This window comes from Pseudomonas sp. BIC9C, assembly GCF_034541995.1.
GTDB lineage: Bacteria > Pseudomonadota > Gammaproteobacteria > Pseudomonadales > Pseudomonadaceae > Aquipseudomonas > Aquipseudomonas fluorescens_CC.
This window is the reverse complement of sequence record NZ_JAWDGM010000008.1, coordinates 35,508-51,739: the sequence shown is the minus strand read 5'-3', so window position 1 is coordinate 51,739 and position 16,232 is coordinate 35,508. Positions and strand designations below refer to the sequence as shown.

At 57.7% G+C, this 16,232-nt stretch carries 18 protein-coding genes; 8 read left to right on the top strand and 10 right to left on the bottom strand.

Annotated elements, in window-relative coordinates; genetic code table 11:
- Positions 1 to 20 precede the first annotated feature (20 nt).
- From RS887_RS27895 to RS887_RS27860, 8 genes are all read left to right on the top strand, one after another.
- The gene (locus tag RS887_RS27895) at positions 21 to 362 is read left to right on the top strand and encodes a hypothetical protein (protein ID WP_322617915.1); all 342 of its coding nucleotides are present in this window, start codon (positions 21 to 23) and stop codon (positions 360 to 362) included.
- Positions 363 to 1,018: 656 nt separating this feature from the next.
- Positions 1,019 to 1,840, top strand: a complete 822-nt coding sequence (locus RS887_RS27890; protein ID WP_322617914.1) for a transcriptional regulator — start codon at positions 1,019 to 1,021, stop codon at positions 1,838 to 1,840.
- Positions 1,837 to 2,319, top strand: coding sequence for a hypothetical protein (locus RS887_RS27885; RefSeq protein WP_111287407.1), 483 nt, complete (start codon positions 1,837 to 1,839; stop codon positions 2,317 to 2,319). The genes RS887_RS27890 and RS887_RS27885 overlap by 4 nt, the downstream gene beginning before the upstream one ends.
- A 193-nt stretch (positions 2,320 to 2,512) precedes the next feature.
- A complete protein-coding gene (locus tag RS887_RS27880; protein WP_322618095.1) occupies positions 2,513 to 2,803 on the top strand; it encodes a hypothetical protein in 291 nt (96 codons plus the stop codon).
- A gap of 164 nt (positions 2,804 to 2,967) precedes the next feature.
- Positions 2,968 to 3,300, top strand: coding sequence for a hypothetical protein (locus RS887_RS27875; RefSeq protein ID WP_322617913.1), 333 nt, complete (start codon positions 2,968 to 2,970; stop codon positions 3,298 to 3,300).
- Positions 3,301 to 3,361: 61 nt separating this feature from the next.
- On the top strand, positions 3,362 to 4,342 hold the full coding sequence (locus RS887_RS27870) for a helix-turn-helix domain-containing protein (RefSeq protein ID WP_322617912.1): 981 nt from the start codon (positions 3,362 to 3,364) through the stop codon (positions 4,340 to 4,342).
- 357 nt (positions 4,343 to 4,699) lie between these two features.
- The gene (locus RS887_RS27865) at positions 4,700 to 6,172 is read left to right on the top strand and encodes an EAL domain-containing protein (RefSeq protein WP_322617911.1); all 1,473 of its coding nucleotides are present in this window, start codon (positions 4,700 to 4,702) and stop codon (positions 6,170 to 6,172) included.
- Positions 6,173 to 6,239: 67 nt separating this feature from the next.
- Positions 6,240 to 6,740: an outer membrane beta-barrel protein gene (locus RS887_RS27860; RefSeq protein ID WP_322617910.1), complete on the top strand. Its 501-nt coding sequence runs from the start codon at positions 6,240 to 6,242 to the stop codon at positions 6,738 to 6,740.
- An 82-nt stretch (positions 6,741 to 6,822) separates the two neighbouring features.
- Here the strand turns inward: RS887_RS27860 and RS887_RS27855 are convergent, their stop codons facing one another.
- From RS887_RS27855 to RS887_RS27810, 10 genes are all read right to left on the bottom strand, one after another.
- Complete coding sequence (locus RS887_RS27855; protein WP_322617909.1) at positions 6,823 to 8,439, bottom strand: mechanosensitive ion channel family protein; 1,617 nt, start codon at positions 8,437 to 8,439, stop codon at positions 6,823 to 6,825.
- Between the two features lie 256 nt (positions 8,440 to 8,695).
- Positions 8,696 to 9,151: a YMGG-like glycine zipper-containing protein gene (locus RS887_RS27850; RefSeq protein WP_322617908.1), complete on the bottom strand. Its 456-nt coding sequence runs from the start codon at positions 9,149 to 9,151 to the stop codon at positions 8,696 to 8,698.
- A 66-nt stretch (positions 9,152 to 9,217) separates the two neighbouring features.
- Positions 9,218 to 9,571 (bottom strand): Rieske (2Fe-2S) protein, encoded by a 354-nt coding sequence (locus RS887_RS27845; RefSeq protein WP_322617907.1) that lies wholly within the window; start codon positions 9,569 to 9,571, stop codon positions 9,218 to 9,220.
- A complete protein-coding gene (locus tag RS887_RS27840; RefSeq protein ID WP_322617906.1) occupies positions 9,568 to 9,885 on the bottom strand; it encodes a YciI family protein in 318 nt (105 codons plus the stop codon). The genes RS887_RS27845 and RS887_RS27840 overlap by 4 nt, the downstream gene beginning before the upstream one ends.
- A gap of 3 nt (positions 9,886 to 9,888) precedes the next feature.
- The gene (locus tag RS887_RS27835; protein WP_322617905.1) at positions 9,889 to 10,761 is read right to left on the bottom strand and encodes a dioxygenase; all 873 of its coding nucleotides are present in this window, start codon (positions 10,759 to 10,761) and stop codon (positions 9,889 to 9,891) included.
- A gap of 37 nt (positions 10,762 to 10,798) precedes the next feature.
- Positions 10,799 to 11,866: a maleylacetate reductase gene (locus RS887_RS27830; protein ID WP_322617904.1), complete on the bottom strand. Its 1,068-nt coding sequence runs from the start codon at positions 11,864 to 11,866 to the stop codon at positions 10,799 to 10,801.
- A gap of 8 nt (positions 11,867 to 11,874) precedes the next feature.
- The gene (locus RS887_RS27825) at positions 11,875 to 13,338 is read right to left on the bottom strand and encodes an aldehyde dehydrogenase family protein (protein WP_322617903.1); all 1,464 of its coding nucleotides are present in this window, start codon (positions 13,336 to 13,338) and stop codon (positions 11,875 to 11,877) included.
- Positions 13,339 to 13,431: 93 nt separating this feature from the next.
- Positions 13,432 to 14,451, bottom strand: coding sequence for a hydroxyquinol 1,2-dioxygenase (locus RS887_RS27820; RefSeq protein WP_322617902.1), 1,020 nt, complete (start codon positions 14,449 to 14,451; stop codon positions 13,432 to 13,434).
- Between the two features lie 48 nt (positions 14,452 to 14,499).
- Complete coding sequence (locus RS887_RS27815; protein ID WP_057397720.1) at positions 14,500 to 14,994, bottom strand: hypothetical protein; 495 nt, start codon at positions 14,992 to 14,994, stop codon at positions 14,500 to 14,502.
- 261 nt (positions 14,995 to 15,255) lie between these two features.
- Positions 15,256 to 16,185, bottom strand: coding sequence for a LysR family transcriptional regulator (locus RS887_RS27810; protein ID WP_322617901.1), 930 nt, complete (start codon positions 16,183 to 16,185; stop codon positions 15,256 to 15,258).
- Positions 16,186 to 16,232: the final 47 nt, after the last annotated feature.

Below are 16,232 nucleotides of genomic sequence, written 5' to 3'. Positions count from 1 at the left end.
TTGAACTGAGGGCTCCACCCATGCGCCTTGTATGTGTTCCTGTCGTGATGTTTGCTTCCTGGCTCCTGGCCGGTTGCGCCACCTCCCCGAACACCCCGACTTCAACGTTGCAAACGGACAAATCGCCCGAGCAGTATGTCGACTGCCTCGTACCGAAGTTAAAGGACAAAGAGATGAGCCCTTTGGTGTCAGGGAACGAACGCAGCTACCGGGTTGTCGTTTCGAGCAAAGTTGCCGTAGACACCGTGCTGGAAACCCATAGGGCACAGGACGGTGGCAAGGTGTATCTGTACGAGCGCCAATTGCTGGCCTCGACCTTCAAGCCATCGAGTTTCGAGCGCACCGCACAGGAATGCCTGTAGCACCAGCCAGCGACTTTCCGGTTCAGGTATTTGACCAGCCCAAAAAAAGCCCCGCGTCCTTGATGAAAGGACGCGGGGCAAAGGCCGTTGAACGAGAGGTGAGGATCGTTTACGTCGCGACAGGCAGACCCTGAACGCGATATGTATCAACGCTCCTCGAGATCCATTTAAAGCTGTATCGAGCCTGGTTCAAAGCTAATTGGAATCAAAAATGCTTTACAATCAACCAGGCGCACAAAAAACAATCATTGACTTGTATTGGGAAAACTCTCTACCCGTTCAAGTAGCAACTCATGCCTTGTCTGGACAGCGGAGGCGGTTCACTCAGACCTTGCCTGCGTGCAAATCCACCTGCCCGAGCTTGCAGTTTTCGGATAGCGCAAACAGTCCACTCCAAGCATTATTCGTGGTGTCAAAATCAAAAACCATGGGTCATCCAGCAATGCTTTTCCTTCGTTTTATTCAACCGATGCCACTGGCAGCCAGGGCTGTTGCCCACACTGCATGCCGCTGAAACGAGCCATCGCAGCACTGTAAATGCGACACACTGCGCCCCTTCCGCCTGGCCCTCATCTTCGTTCACCTTAAAGACCAGAATGTACCGAGCCAAATCCGGCCCCTATACTCAGGCCAGTATCGCCTGACGGAAGTTTTCTATGAGCCACACCTTCAAGTTGAAAAATGGCGCTGTGGCAGTATTTGACCCAGACAGCGCCGTGCTTTCCATTACAACACCCCATGGAGATGCACAAAATTCCACGCTAGGCAGAGCCGAGTCACGCCTGTTGGACCTGCTGCTCATGGAGCCAGGTGTCACTAAAAGCCGCGACGAAATCATCGACTACACCTGGAATGACCGCGTGGTTGCCTCCGGCAGTTTGAATCAAACCGTTTTCTCACTCCGCAATATTCTTAATGACAGTCGGGATCACGAGATTTTGATGACTGTTCCTCGACGAGGATATTGTTTCAACCGCAACTGCATAGTCGATGCAGCAGCAGATGTAGCAACTCCCTTGGTGGAAATTGCGCAGCCGCCTGTTCCCGACGCTGGACAACTGCCGCTACCTGGTAGTGATGAGCCGCCAACACCTTCAGGTAAAACCGGAAAAACCATCGGCATTACAAAGGCCCAACTGATCGCTTACATCGTTACGCTGGCAGTCGTTGCCTTTACTGTTTTTCAATTCGATTTCGACGCGCCAAAAATTGAAGTGTCCAGCGTCGACAAGAATGGATTGGTCATCCACGCCGTAGGCAATGATCTGGCCGAAGCACGAGCGCTGATGGAACTGTCGGCCAAACAATCTGAACAGCTGCCGCCAAGCCTGAAAGGTCAAGTCTGGATCAACCTGTATAAAGCCAACTACTCCGTTTCGTGCATTCGCCCGGATCTAAGCACCGCAAACCTGCAATTGAACAGCAGTGAAAGAGACCTCGCCTTGATGATTCGCCAATGCCTGGAAGTCACCTTATGAAGTTTGAAATCCCGCAAGTTGTTCACTGGCCGATTATTGCCCTGATCAATGCACTGTGCATTTTCTCCTTTTTTTATTCTCCTTCGCACTACATGGAAAACACCAGCTATCAAACAAAAACCCGGCAATGGCTGGAGGATCTCAACCAGCTCAACACCGAAGAATACCTCACCATCGGGCATGGTCGACTGACTGGAACCACGCTGGAAAGCCTGAATGGACAAATCCGCAATGCGACCATTTCGGCGAATATCATCGGAGAAAACAAAACACACGTGCAGATTCAAGTCAGGAACGTCAAACTCAGTCAGGACAATGAACTCTTTGCCATTGAAAAGACCCCCGACCTGTTCTTCAGACGCCAATACGTCTTGCAAGAAGGCGCGATACTAAACTACGAATTGATTCCGACGCAGAACAAGAATGCCGTGTGTTTTTACCTGCATGAACTTGGCCGCCTGCGCTGCATGAACCATTAATCGGCCTCCCGTACTGACTCCATACCGGCCTCGCACAGATTCATGTCAAAGAATCTTCCAGGCAAAAATAACAGTTATTGATTTGAATCAGATGGTGCCCCAGCAAAAAATCCCCCGCCGATAATCTCTGGAATCGAGCCTGCTTGATTCCCGTCCGGGACAATGCCCTACACAGGGGAATCAAGTGAAAGCCATGCACTTCCTGCGAACCCGTAAATCGCCGACTTTCGGATTCCTGGCGATTCTGTTTTTGTCTGCCATGCCACTTTATTCGCTAGCGCACGACGAGCACGCCGTCGAAAGCACGACAATCGAATATTTTGAAATTGAAACAAGCCCCGATGCCAGCCAGAAAATGTCGCATCTGAAAATTCAAACCGAGAATGAGTATCACGCAGACGAGCAGGAAAGTGATTTCCCTTTCTCTGGCCCACCACAAGGTGATACCGGCACCAGTTACGCCAACTCGCGCATATTGCTATGAGGCCGACGCAAGCGGTGACTGGCCCCTTCTGACGACCTGACAAATATGAGTTTTTGATTTTGGCAAGTGCAATCCAGGTGAGATTGTTTGCAGACCAATCCGTGGCAGGGCTGCAGCTGACACTACGTTCTGCCTGAACAACTGCTAATAAGGAAATCACCTCGATGCTGCTGAAAAATTTCGTCACCGTGTCGTTTGGATTATTGCTTTCTCTCAAGGCCATGGCCGACGACAAGGGAATCTACAGTGCAAAATTGACCTGTGCCGAAACCAACAAGAAGGCCCTGAATGCTGTGAAAACTGGCTATCAGGTAAAAACGGGTTATCGCATTGACGACTTTCATTCATTTTCGGCTGCAGCCATTAACCCGATGAAACCCCAATCGAAAATCTTCAGTGCGAAGGTTGACCCGCGCAACGTCCAACACATGGACGACTCTCCATCGGACAGCAAGTACGCATTTTCGGCGGAACTGGAACTGATCCGGGGGCTCTGACAACGCTGCGCGGACAGTCATTGCATGACCCTAATCATTTAACAGATGAGCTTTCAACTTCATGAGTATCGCACCGCCCGATGAAATCTTTCATTTGTCTTCTGCCTTGCCAAGCCAACTGAACAGAACGATAGGCAAATGGGAAATGAGCCTTATCCCGACTGAGCATGAGGCGCACATTCGCCAACATAAGCTCTTTCACAGCCCCGAACTCCAGTGCAGTCGTCTTGAGTTCGACTCATCCGTCACTCTGGTCAGCGCTGTACCTGCCGGATGCGTAACATTCGCCATCTCGCAGGCCCCGATTGGTCGCCCTGTCGTAAACAATCACAGACTACGACCCAACGAAATCGTCGTACTGCACAGCAATGAATCGGTGCATTACACCTGCGAACCGAATGAAACACTTTTCACCCTGACCACAACACTGGAGCATTATGACCGGTGCCGCCAACGTCACTCGGTCATCGATATACTTGCAAACAGAACAGAACACAGTTTCCAGGCTGAAAACTTTCAATTCATACGATCCGCCATTCAAGCCATCAGCGCTTCCTGTGTCGACATCAATGATTCTGATGCGGTACTTGCTCCTCTATTGCAGGCGTTGACGCCCGCTGGCGGCTTCAGCCGTAAAGTCCCGACAAGAAGAAAGGTGGCAATAGAAGCCATAGAGTACATTCATGAAAATACAAAAAAGACGCTCACCATAAAGTCACTCGTACGGCAACTTGAAACCACAACCCGCACCCTGCATTTTGGCGTTATTGAAACGTTCGGAATGTCGCCAATCGCGTATATCAGACACTTGAGACTCGCCAGTGCCCGTCGCGATCTGATTAATAAAACCTGGCCTACCGTGACAGAAACCGCGATGTTCTGGAACTTTCATCACCTGGGTCGGTTTTCCAAGGCATATCAGATTGCTTACGGAGAGACACCGTCAGAAACGGCCAGGCGCAGTTCAACCAAACCCAGGAACACCACCGCCTCCGTTTACAATCAGGTCGTTGGCGGGGCTTTATCAAAACCCTGCAAATAACGATTAATAATTACGTTTTACCAGGCATAGGTACTCACAATTGCTTATTTGCCCGCTCAAGGAGATAAGCATGCATCATCGAATCAACACACTGCGGCTCAAGCAGAAGATCATCCTGTGCATTACCGCCTACGTCAGCGGCATCTTGTTGGCCTGGGCAATTGACTGGTACTGAAGACGATTAATACGTGACGACAAGGTGCACAGTGAAATAATGATACCTCGGGGTTTTCGATGGTTGCCATATATAAAGCGTTACCTGGAAGGCACGCAGTCACTGTATGTCTGATTGCTGCAGCGGGATGGGCCGCATGGTTCTGTGCCGGATTACTGGCCGAGCCATTCATTGCACGGAAATTGAATAACGTTTATGCCGATCTGCGTGCCGCTCAAGTCGAGCCTAATGCGCAGATCGACAAGGTACTGGGAACCCTCGGCGGTTTTGATCGCTCGGGCCGGGAATGCTCCGACGAGCAATATTCACAACTGGCCGACCTGGTTAAAAACCTGCGATTTGTTGATCAGGCGGCCATCCAGCTATCGAATGGCAAGATCTGCTCCTCCTACGGACAAGAGCTCCCGTCGATACTGACCGATTACGCGAAGCACAAGTTCTCCGTTGGAAAGCGAACCTATTGGGTTGATTCCGGCCACGCCGTTTCTGCGGACACCGACTTTATCATTGTGTCGGAACAGTCAACCTACGTCTGGGCAAACAAGAAGCTCCTGCTCGACAATCTGAAGCTTCCCGAGGACCTGCAACTGGACCTCATCGGGCCCGGCGGCGCAGTGCCCATTGCCTCTACAAGCCCCAGGGCCCTGACGACGCAGAAGCCGCTCCACCTTGAAGAACTCGTTACCTCGGCAGACAAGGTCTTCATCGCCTTTGCGGGCAATCGAAATGAACTGATCGCCGTGATTTCGCTTCCGTTGAGCTACCTGACAAGTCTCAAATTCAAATTATTCATTGGCCTTGTGTGCCTGTTCGCAGCGCTGCTCTTCCTCGCAAGATGTATCCGACGGCATTACACCTCTACTGCGGTACGGCTTCGCAACGCCATAAAAGCCAACACGCTGGGTGTTCACTATCAGCCTATCGTCAATTTGACCACGGGTTACCTGGTTGGCGCCGAAGCGCTTTCACGCTGGAACGCCAACGGCACCTCTGTGCCTGCGGATGTTTTCATTGCGGTGGCGGAGAAGTCCGACCTGATCCGCCAACTTACGCGCTCAGTGATTCGACAAGTGGCGGAGGACTACAGCACTTACCTTTGGGCGTGCAAGGACTTCTACATTACGGTCAATCTTTCCGCCCAGGATATTCAGGACCCGACCTTTCCAGACTTTGTCGCCAGCCTGCTGGCAACCTATCGCATGCCGGCGTCCGCCATGACGTTTGAAATCATCGAAAGTACCTTGCTCGACCAGAAGCCTGCCGCGATGCAATTGCGACGGCTTCGTGCGTGCGGCCATCGCATTGCCGTGGACGACTTCGGTATCGGCTATTCCAACCTCTCGCTCCTGGATTCAGTGCCTTTCGATATTCTGAAAATAGATCGCTCATTCATCGCCGACGACAAGATCGCGGCCAGGGATGCCATGTGGCGACACATTGCCCGGTTGGCCAAGTCGCTAAGACTCAAGGTGGTCGCCGAGGGTGTCGAGACTCAGGAGCAACTGCCGCACCTGGTTTCGGAGGGCGTTCTATTGGCACAGGGCTGGTTGTTCTCCAAAGAGCTGCCGATTCAAGCGTTGGCAAGACGCTACTTTCAATGCCCGGCAAACATTCCGCCCTACAACTCGAAAATAACAATCAATGACTTCTATTAGCCCCTCGAGGCCCCTCAAATGCACGCCGAACCCTAACACCCAAACCTGTACAAGGACTCCACTACAGATGCTACTTCGAAACCTTGGCTTCGCTTCTTTGCTATCGCTGCTGTCTTTCCAGGCGCTCGCTGATGACAAAGGTTTATATCTTGGAGCTGGCGTAAGCAGCATCCAGAGCGACGAATCCAGACTGGACGACGACGACACCAGCTACAAGGTTTATGCAGGGTATCGCGTCAATAGCTACCTGGCCTTCGAAGGTGCCTACGTCGATCTTGGTCAATTCAAGGACAAGAATATCGATTTCGAAGGCAAGTCAGCCCAGGCTGCCGCCCATGTCGGTTTTCCAATAGGTGATCGGTTGCGGGTGTTCGGCAGTGTCGGTGCTCACGCCTGGGACGCCGACGGCAATGCCACCGACGACGATACCGGGGTTGATCTGACCTACGGTGTGGGCCTTGAGGTCGATGTCTTTCGCAACATCGGCCTGCGCGCTGAATACGAAGTTCTGGAGGTCGGAGAGATCGACCTGAATCAGACGACCGCATCCGCCTATATTCTTTTTTAACACCGCTGCAACTGAGCGGCCTTCACCGGTCGCTCAACGCACTCTGTGCAACGCTCGTCCCCGCCCTGTCAGCCCCCTGCCATTACTTCAACGTCTCCTTCGGCTCTTGCGCAGGTGCCGGGTACCACTTGTCCCTGGGCACCCATTTCTCCTGTTGCGGATCGCCCAGGTAGTGCGGCGACATGATCTGCACGCCGTACTCGTTGAACACATCCTGGATGTTGGCGTGCAGCATGCTCAGCAGCACCGCTCGCGGCCGAGGCTGACTGGGAATGGCCTGGGCCACCAGGCGGTATTCGGGATAGAAGTCCGACAACGCCGTCTGAAACACCTGGGCCGGCGGCACTTCGAGAATCCCCGGCGTACGTTTTGCGGCCTCCAGCAACATCGCTTCCACCTGCCGCCACGGCGTGTCGTAGCCGATGGTCACGACGGTGTCGACCACGTAACCAGGGCCTTGTACGACCCGCGAGTAGTTCTTGGTGACGGTGCCGGTGATCATCGAGTTGGGCAGGGTCAGCACCTCGCCCAGACCGGTGCGAATGCTGGTGGTAAACATGCCCAGTTCGGTCACCGTGCCTTCGTAGTCGCCAATGCGCACGAATTCGCCGGGGCGCAGGGTTCGGGTGTAGGTCAGGATCAACCCCGCTGCCGCCTGGCCCACTACACTGGTGGCGCCCAGGGAAATCATCAGGCCGATCAACACCGACAAGCCTTTGAAAGCATCGGTGCCGGCACCCGGCAGGTACGGATAGGCCATGGCCAGGGCAAACAGCCAGATCGCCAGCGACGTCAGGCGTTGGGTCGGTTGCAGGGTTTCATGGTTCAGCCAGCTGAGGGTTCCCGGTGCCGCCATGCGCCGCAGTATCCGCCGCATGAACGCGGTGGCGCCGCGGGCGATAAAGAAGATCGCCAGCGCCACGCCCAGCCCGGGAATGGCACCGACGATCCCTTGCAGCAGATAGCCACCGAGCTCCCACAGATAATTATTCAGGCTTTCGCCCCAGGGACGGGTGTAGGGAAAGCGTGACAGGACAAAGCCCAGCCATTCATAGGTAAGCAGCAACACGACGAGCCAACGCACCAGTTCCAGCAATCGGCTGACCAACGGATACAGGTAATTGGCGTCGACCAGCGGAACCCTTCCGACTTTCAGGGCCTGGGTGTGCCGATGCATCAGTTCGGGCAGTTTCTTCAGCACTCTACGCCGCACCAGCGACATGCCGAACAGCAGGCCGATGTAAACGCCGGTGGCCAGCAACGCGGCGCCTGTGGAACGCAGGATCAATCGCAGGCTACGAGCTTCCCGGGTTTCAGCCACGACCTGGCGCAGCTTGCCAGCTGCGGCTTCGGCGGCCTGCTGGACCGAATCGTATTCGGTCTCGTCGAAGTCCTTGGGCGTAACGATAAAGGCACGCCGGCTACCCAGCAGCACCATGTAGCTTTTCGAGATCGGGTCGAGGGTGACCTTGAGGTCGTCCTCTTCATCCAGCGCCTCTCCGATGACCGCTTTCGCCCGTTTGACCCGCGAGGCCGGTGCTTCGCCGAGGATGCTCGCGCGAAACACCATGATGCTGCGGTTGGCCACTTTCAATTCGACGGGAGCATCGACCACTTTCGGTGGGTCTTCGGCCCACGATTGCACCGACCAGAACATCCCGAAAACACTCAACATTACCGCGAGCAGCCTGCTCCGCATGTGTCGGATCCTTACTTCACATAATTCAGGTCGAGGGTACGTACCGCAGCGTAGTTCACCGATGAACGGTTGTCAGATTTGAGCTACAGGCAGTTTCCTTATCCGTCTGTTTCCTTGAAACAGCGAGCTCAAGGATCCTGTAGGAGCGAGCTTGCTCGCGATAAACCGGAGAGCACCGCGGGGCACCTGCCAACCAGCGTTATCGTTGACGACCATCGCGAGCAAGCTCGCTCCTACAGTGTGATCTGTACCTGACTCAAGGGTTGACCTGATAACCCTTGCCCTGCAAACAACTGGTGTAGGCCGTCGCGGTGTTCGCCTGGGTGGTTTTCGATTGCTCCCGGCGTTCCTGGCGCTGACGTGAAGCACCGACCACGGCGCCGGCCGCCGCCGTCTCCTTGGCGCGGTTCTGGCGGTATTGCTGTTGCACATCACTATCGACGCGGTCATACGCCTCGTCGTGCTGATTGCCGCGCACCTGGGCCGCGGTCGCGCCGGCAGCGGCCCCGACAGCAGCGCCCTTGACCCTCCCGCCGGAAGGCGTGGAAGTCGTCGAGGCACTCTGGCTGGCGGCGATGCTGTTGCATTCGTTGATGTCGGCCTGGGTTTGTTGCGAGCTTTGCCCTTTCAGCGGCACCACCGTTTGCGCCCATCCCGGGGCACTGAATACCGACAAGGCAAGGCACAAGCTGATAGGTGACAACCTTTTCATGATGATCTCCGGATGACCGTGGTTCACCCCCCAAGGAGTTTAGATCAGCTCCCGTCAGCCACCCGGTTACTGACCGACGGTGGAGCCGGTCTCCATCACCAGTCGGCGGTCAACCCGACGCACCGGCACAGCCTCCAGTTGCGCGCCTTTACACGGGCCGTCGATGCAGTGTCCGTCGGCAAAACGAAACATTGCACTGTGATGGGCGCACATCAGGAGGTTGCCTCGGTAGGTACAGAATTGCTGGGGATTGAAGTCCAGCGGCACCGAAAAATGCGGGCAGCGGTTGACATACACCCACACCTGTTCGCCCTGGCGCACCGCCACCAGCCCGGCGGGATGCAATTGCCGGTGCTGCGGCAGTCCCAACGCCCCGCCGTCGGCAATGTCGTCGAGTTGGCACAAGGTAATGGTGGTCATGGAAAACCGCGCCGTTCCGGGTTGCCCAGACTCCAGTGCCAGGGGCGAATCTGCATGCTGGCGAACAGGCCCGCCTGCACATAGGGATCGTCCTGCATGAACGCTTCCACCTCCGGCAGGCTGCCCGCCTCGACGACCAGCAACGTGCCGTTCATCGCCGTGCCGGCATCATCAAGGATGGGGCCACCGAGCCGCACAACCACCCGATGGTCCCCGGTGGTACGCAAATGCGCCTGATGGCTGGGCCGCAAACGCTGGCGCAAGGCCTGCGAGTCCGGATGGTCAGTGGCGAATACCGCAAAGAACTGGCCCATGACTCACGCTTTCTCCATGACGAATTCGTAACTCGCACGCTTGAACGGCACGTCCATACCCAGGCGGGCGGATAACGCGTCATGGGTGCGGCGGTCCTCGTAGATCACCTGCAACGAATGCTTGACGCCAAACACCGCGTCGGACGCCAGGTACGGATCATCGTGATTGAACAGGTGCGTCACCAGCTTGCGATAACCTGGCACCTCGATCATGAAATGCAGGTGCGCGGGCCGCCACGCATGACGGTTGGCGGCATCGAGCATGCGCCCCACCGGGCCATCGGTGGGTATCGGGTAGGCCACCGGGACAATCGTGCGAATCGCAAAGTAGCCGTCGGCGTCGGTGCGATAACGCCCACGCAAGTTACCGAACGGCTGTTCGACGTCTTGCCCTGAGTACATGCCGTTCTCGGCCGTTTGCCAGACATCGAGCACCGCATCAGCCAACGGATTGCCCCGGGTATCCACCACACGCCCGCGCACCAGCGCTGGCTCGCCCGGCGTGAAGGCCATGTTTTCGCCAAACTCGCGCTCGGGCATGCCTTCGATGTAGAACGGCCCGAACACCGTCGTTTCGGTGGCCGTTGCGCTGTGCCGATGGTTGATCGCATCGACCAGCATCGAAATGCCCAGGGTGTCCGACAGCAGAATGAATTCCTGGCGCACCAGGCCATCGCATTTGTGCCCGGTGTCGGTCAGAAAACCAATGCCTTCGAACCACTCCTGTTCGGTCAATTCGACCTCGCTGACAAACGCATGCAGGTGACGCACCAGGCTTTGCATGATCTGTTTGTAACGCGCGTTGGGTGCGTCGTTGAAGCTGTTCACTGCCTGTTGGGAGATCAGTGACTCTATGGCTGTGTCTTTATCGGTCATTGTTGTTATTCCGACGAGGATAGGAGTGGCTGGCAGATCAGGCTGGGGCCTGACCTGTCAGGGCACGGTTCAACAACGCCTCGATCGGGCCTTGTTCAAACGGCCGTGGGTTGTAGTAAGGGCTGGCGCAGGCGATTTGTGCAGCTTCCGCCGGGCCGTTTGCCGGGAAGCCGATGTCCGCCAGGGCCAGTGGAATACCCAGCTCCTGGTTCAGTGCGTACAACAAGGCACCGACCTCACTCGCCTCACTGCCGCCCAACGCGCGTGCAGCCCGTTGCAAGGGCCCCGCCGCCGCTTCGCGGTTGTAATGCGCGGCGTGGGGCAAGACGATGGCGTGCGCCTGGGCATGGGGCAAATTGAACGTGCCGCCCAAGGTGTGGCAGAGCTTGTGATGCAAGGCCATGCCGACCGAGCCCAGGCAAATGCCCGCCAGCCACGCACCGTACAACGCCTGGCTGCGCGCCTCGGGGTCATCGGGATTGCTGACCACACCTGGCAAGGCCTGCGCCAGTGAGCGAATCGACTCTTCAGCCATGAGACCGATGATCGGGTTAGCGTCCTGGGCGTACAGGGCCTCGACCGCGTGGGCCATGGCGTTCATGCCCGAGCAGGCGGATATCTGCGATGGCAGGGTCAGGGTCAATTGCGGGTCGTAGATCACTGTCCTGGGCAGGACTTTGGGATCTCGCCCGGTTTTTTTCAGACGATTTTCGGTCAGCCCGTAGATCGGCGTCATCTCGGAACCGGCGTAGGTGGTCGGCACCGCCACGATCGGCAGGCCGGAATCCATCGCGATCGCCTTGCCCAGGCCGATGGTCGAGCCACCGCCAATGGCCACGCAGCAGTCGGCATCCAGCCGCGCCGCCTCAACGCGCGCCGCTTGTGCCACTTCCAGCGGAACGTGCATCACGGCTTTGGGATAGACCCCGGCCGCACGATCACCGAGCAACGCGGCAACCTGCTGGCCGAGCCGATATTGTTCCGGCGTCGTGAGGATCAGCGCGCGCCGAGCACCCAGGCGCTCGATTTCTTCCGCCAGCGCCGAGAGCTTGCCCCAGCCGAACACCACGCGGGTCGGCAGGCTTTGATAAACGAATGGATTCATGGCTGGCCTCAGCGTTTGTAGTACGGCGGGATCTTGCCGTCGACATTGACCCAGACCGAACGGGCTTCGGTGTAATCGTGGATCGCTTCAAAACCCATTTCCCGTCCGTAACCGGATTGACCGACACCGCCAAACGGACTGCCCGGGTTGACCCGTTTGTAGCAGTTGATCCAGCACATGCCGGCGTGAATCGCGTCGGCGATTTTGTGCGCGCGGCTCAGGTTCTGCGTCCACAGGCCGCTGCCCAGTCCGTATTCGGAATCGTTGGCGATGGCCAGGGCTTCTTCGTCGGTACTGAAGCGCACCACGGTCACGAACGGGCCGAAGACTTCCTCCTGGCAAACGCGGTCACCGGGCTTGGCTTCGACCACCGTCGGCTCGACATAGAATCCATTGGCCAACGCCTTGTCGTCCGGTGCTTTGCCGCCAGCGAGGACCTTGCCACCCTGCTCGATGGCAATGTCGATGTACGCCAGCACCCGGTCGCGGTGCAGCGCCGACGTCAGCGGGCCCATTTCAGTTGCCGGGTCCAACGGATCGCCCAGGCGGATGGACTTGGCCAGGGCGATAAAACGCTCCAGGAACCGGTCGGCGATGTCTTTGTGCAGAATCAGTCGCGAGCCGGCGATGCAGGCCTGGCCCTGGTTGTGAAAGATCGCCCAGGCCGCGCCGTTGATCGCCGCATCCAGGTCGGCGTCCTCGAACACGATATTGGCGCCCTTGCCGCCCAGTTCCAGCTGGATGCGCTTGAGGTTGCTTTGGGAGGCTTCGACGATCCGGCGCCCGGTGGCGGTCGAACCGGTAAAGGCAATCTTGCCCACATCGCGGTGTTCGGCCAGTGCTTGCCCGGCGGTATGGCCGTAGCCCGGCACCACGTTGACCACGCCTTTGGGGAAGCCGACTTCTGTCATCAGCTCGACAATGCGCAAGGTCGACAACGGGGTGATTTCCGACGGCTTGATCACGATGGTGTTGCCCGCCGCCAGCGCCGGGCCCATTTTCCAGCTGGTGAACATCAGCGGAAAGTTCCACGGCACGATCTGCCCCACTACGCCAATCGGTTTGCGTTGCACATAGTTGAGGAACCCTGCTTCGACCGGAATCACCGAGCCTTCGATCTTGTCGGCCATGCCGCCGAAATAACGGAAGCACGCCGCCGTGCGCGGCACGTCGAGGCCACGGGAGTCACGGAGCGGGTGTCCGGTATTGAGGGATTCGAGCTGCGCCAGTTCTTCGCCGCACGCCTCGATCCTGTCCGCCAGTTTGAGCAACAGGCGCCCGCGCTCGGCGGCCCCCAGGGCCGACCAGGCCGGGAAGGCACGCTTGGCGGCGGCAACGGCCAGGTCGATGTCAGCGGCTTCGGCGGCAGCGATGCGGGTGATCAACGTACCGTCGTGGGGCGCCACCACGTCAATGGTGCCGCCGGCGACGGCATCCACGAAGCGGCCATCGATATAGAGCTGATTTTGCATAATGGTTTCCTCGCACCGCGCGCCTGGCGCAGTGTTTGCTGAAATGATTCCTGAGCGCTTTGCCCGGCGCGGGGCCGGGCCGGACACGAGGTCCTAGAACTCGATCGGATACGGCTTGAGTTCACCGCTTTCGTAGCGTTGCGGTAGGTTCGGCGTGGCGTTTTCCCAGACCATCAGCATCGAGCGTTTGGTCGAGTAGCCCTGGTGACGGATGTCCGCGGGCATGGCGCAGATGTCGCCGGCACGCATGGTGATGCGCGCACGGGGATTGCCGTCGTCCTTGTCGCCGACGTCCCAGATGATTTCGTCGGACATTTGCAAGAACCACTCGATACGGTCGTTGCCGTGGAACACCGGCAGGATGAATTCCTCGGTGGTCGGGCAGAACAGGCTGGCCTTGCACACGGAGGTCACCGACGGGTTCCAGGTCACGTCGGAGCGCGACAGGTACTTGAACAGGTTGAAGGCATGCAGTTCGCCCTCGAAGCCTTCGGCGGCATGAACTTCCGGTTCGTCCTGCGGCACGTCGATGAACTGGCGGTTGACCGGCAGGTCGTCACGCAGCGGCGAGTCATCCTTCAGGCCCGGCATGCGTTTGGTGGCGATGCGGGAGCGCTCGATGGCTTCGATGTTGTCGCCGTTCTTGCGGCCGAATGCGCTGCCGGTTTCTTCCGGTGCGGCAAAGGGGTCGAAGCTGGCGTTGGTCCAGTCCCGCAGGATGGCCTTGAAGGTGGCCATGATCAGCGGCGTTTCGAAGTTTTCGGTGTAATTGACCCCGGCCGCCTTGAGCGTGCCGTTGAAGGTGCCGGCGTACAGGTCGACCTTGCCGTAATAGTTACGGGTACCAATGACGTGGTCAAAGTTGACCCAGCCATAGAAAAAGCCCCAGGCGACATCGCGCATCATGGCGCGCAGGAAGGCGTCGACCGGGATCAGGTGCGAGCGGGTCTGGCCTTTGGCCGGCCAGGTAATGCGGGCGAAATACTCGTCGCGCGACAGTTCGAAGGCGCCCAGTTTGAATGAGCGGTAGCCAGTGATGGCGTGGGGAGCGCTGGCCTGGACTTCATCGTCGGCAAAGTGGGCGGTATCGGTTGCGGTTTCAAGCATGGCCATGGCGGGATTCCTCTTGTTGTTGTGGGTTGGGCGGTCGGGCTGGACAGATCACTTGAAGCAGATGTCTGCCCACTTCTCGACCGACAGCGGGCCTTTGATGGTCTGCTGCAGGATCACGCCCGGGCGGCTGGCTTCGAAGCGATAGGCGCTGCCGACCGGCAACAGGCATTGATGGCCGCGCTTGAGCAGGACGTAGCCCATCGGCTTGCCCGCCGGCATTTCACCGGCCAGGTGAGTGCCCTCACCCGCTTTCAACGGCGCATCGAGCTTGAGGAAGTCCACGCGCACTTCACCGTCCATGACGATGGCGAACTCGTCGTGTGCTGCGGTGTACCAGGGCGACTGGCCTTCGGCGCGCAGGGTTTCGACGACGTAGCCGAGGTTGTAGCCGACCACGACCTTTTCGTAAGGGCCGGAAAGATCGGCCACTTCGAAAATGTTGGAAAAGGCGTAGTGGCTGGCCTGGCCGCTGATGATTTCAACCGACCCTTTGGTGTAGTTGTCCAGCGAGCCGAAGACCGTTTCGATTGCAGCGCTACTCATGGTTTTCACCGTTTTGTTGTTGTAGTAACAGTGAGCCAACAGTACGTCGCAGCTGATCCCGGAACAATTAGAGGACCGGCGACAACAGTGTTCGCGAAACGCAAACACTGAACCCAACCTAATCCTTGTGGGAGCGGGCTTGCTCGCGAAAGCGGTGTGTCAGTCGCCATCTGGGTCAACTGACAGATCGCTGTTCGCGAGCAAGCCCGCTCCCACAGGGTGGGTGTATTGATTGATCAGTATTGGCCAAGGCCATGCCTTTCAGCGAACCCAGCCACGCTCCAGCAAGGGCTTGTCCCAGCATGGCTCATCGCCGAAGTTGTCCACCAGAAAGTCGATCAACGTGCGGACTTTCAAGGCCCGGCGCTGGGTGGCGGGGTACACCGCCGAGAAATTGAACGAAGACAGCGCATATTCCGGCAATACCGGTATCAGCCGGCCGCTGAGCAAGTCATCGCTGGCCACCAGGGTCGGCAGGCAGACAATGCACACACCGGTCTGCGCGTAATCGCGCAGCAAATGCACCGAGTTCGAACGCACCTGGCCCGGCAGGCTCAGCTCCACTTGCTCGTCTTCGCGGGTGAAGATCCAGCGATTGCGCGACGGATAGCCTTCGTACAAGGCGATCTTGTGTTGCAGCAACTCCTGGGGATGGGTCGGCACACCGAACTCGTCAGCGTAATCGGGCGACATGCAGAACAATCGGCGCACGCTGAACAGCTTGCGCTCGATCAGGGTTTCGGCCATGGGCGGGAACATCTGGAACGCCACATCGAAGCCTTCTTCGATGGGGTCCACCACGCGGTCGTTGACGATCACGTCGACCTCGATGTCCGGATACAGCCGGGTGAACTCGGCCAGCATGCGGCCAAAGTGACCGATGGCGAACCCCGGTAGCATCTGCACCCGCAGTTTGCCGGTGGGTTTGGCCCGTAGTTCGCGCATGTGTTCGGTCAGCGAGTTAAAGCCTGCGACCATGTCCGCGCACTCCTTGTAGTACGTCTCGCCCACTTCGGAGAGCCGTACATGACGGGTGCTGCGATGAAACAGCGGCGCGTTGATGAACTGTTCCAGTTGCTGGATGCGGTGGGTGATCACCGAGCGGGTCACGCCCAGTTGCTGGGCGGCCTTGGCGAAGTTGCCGGTTTCGGCCACCCGCACGAAGGCTTCGACACTGAGTAAACGATCCATGGGCAGGTTCTCTGGAGGCTTTTGTTCTTGTATGAACAGCGCAGGTT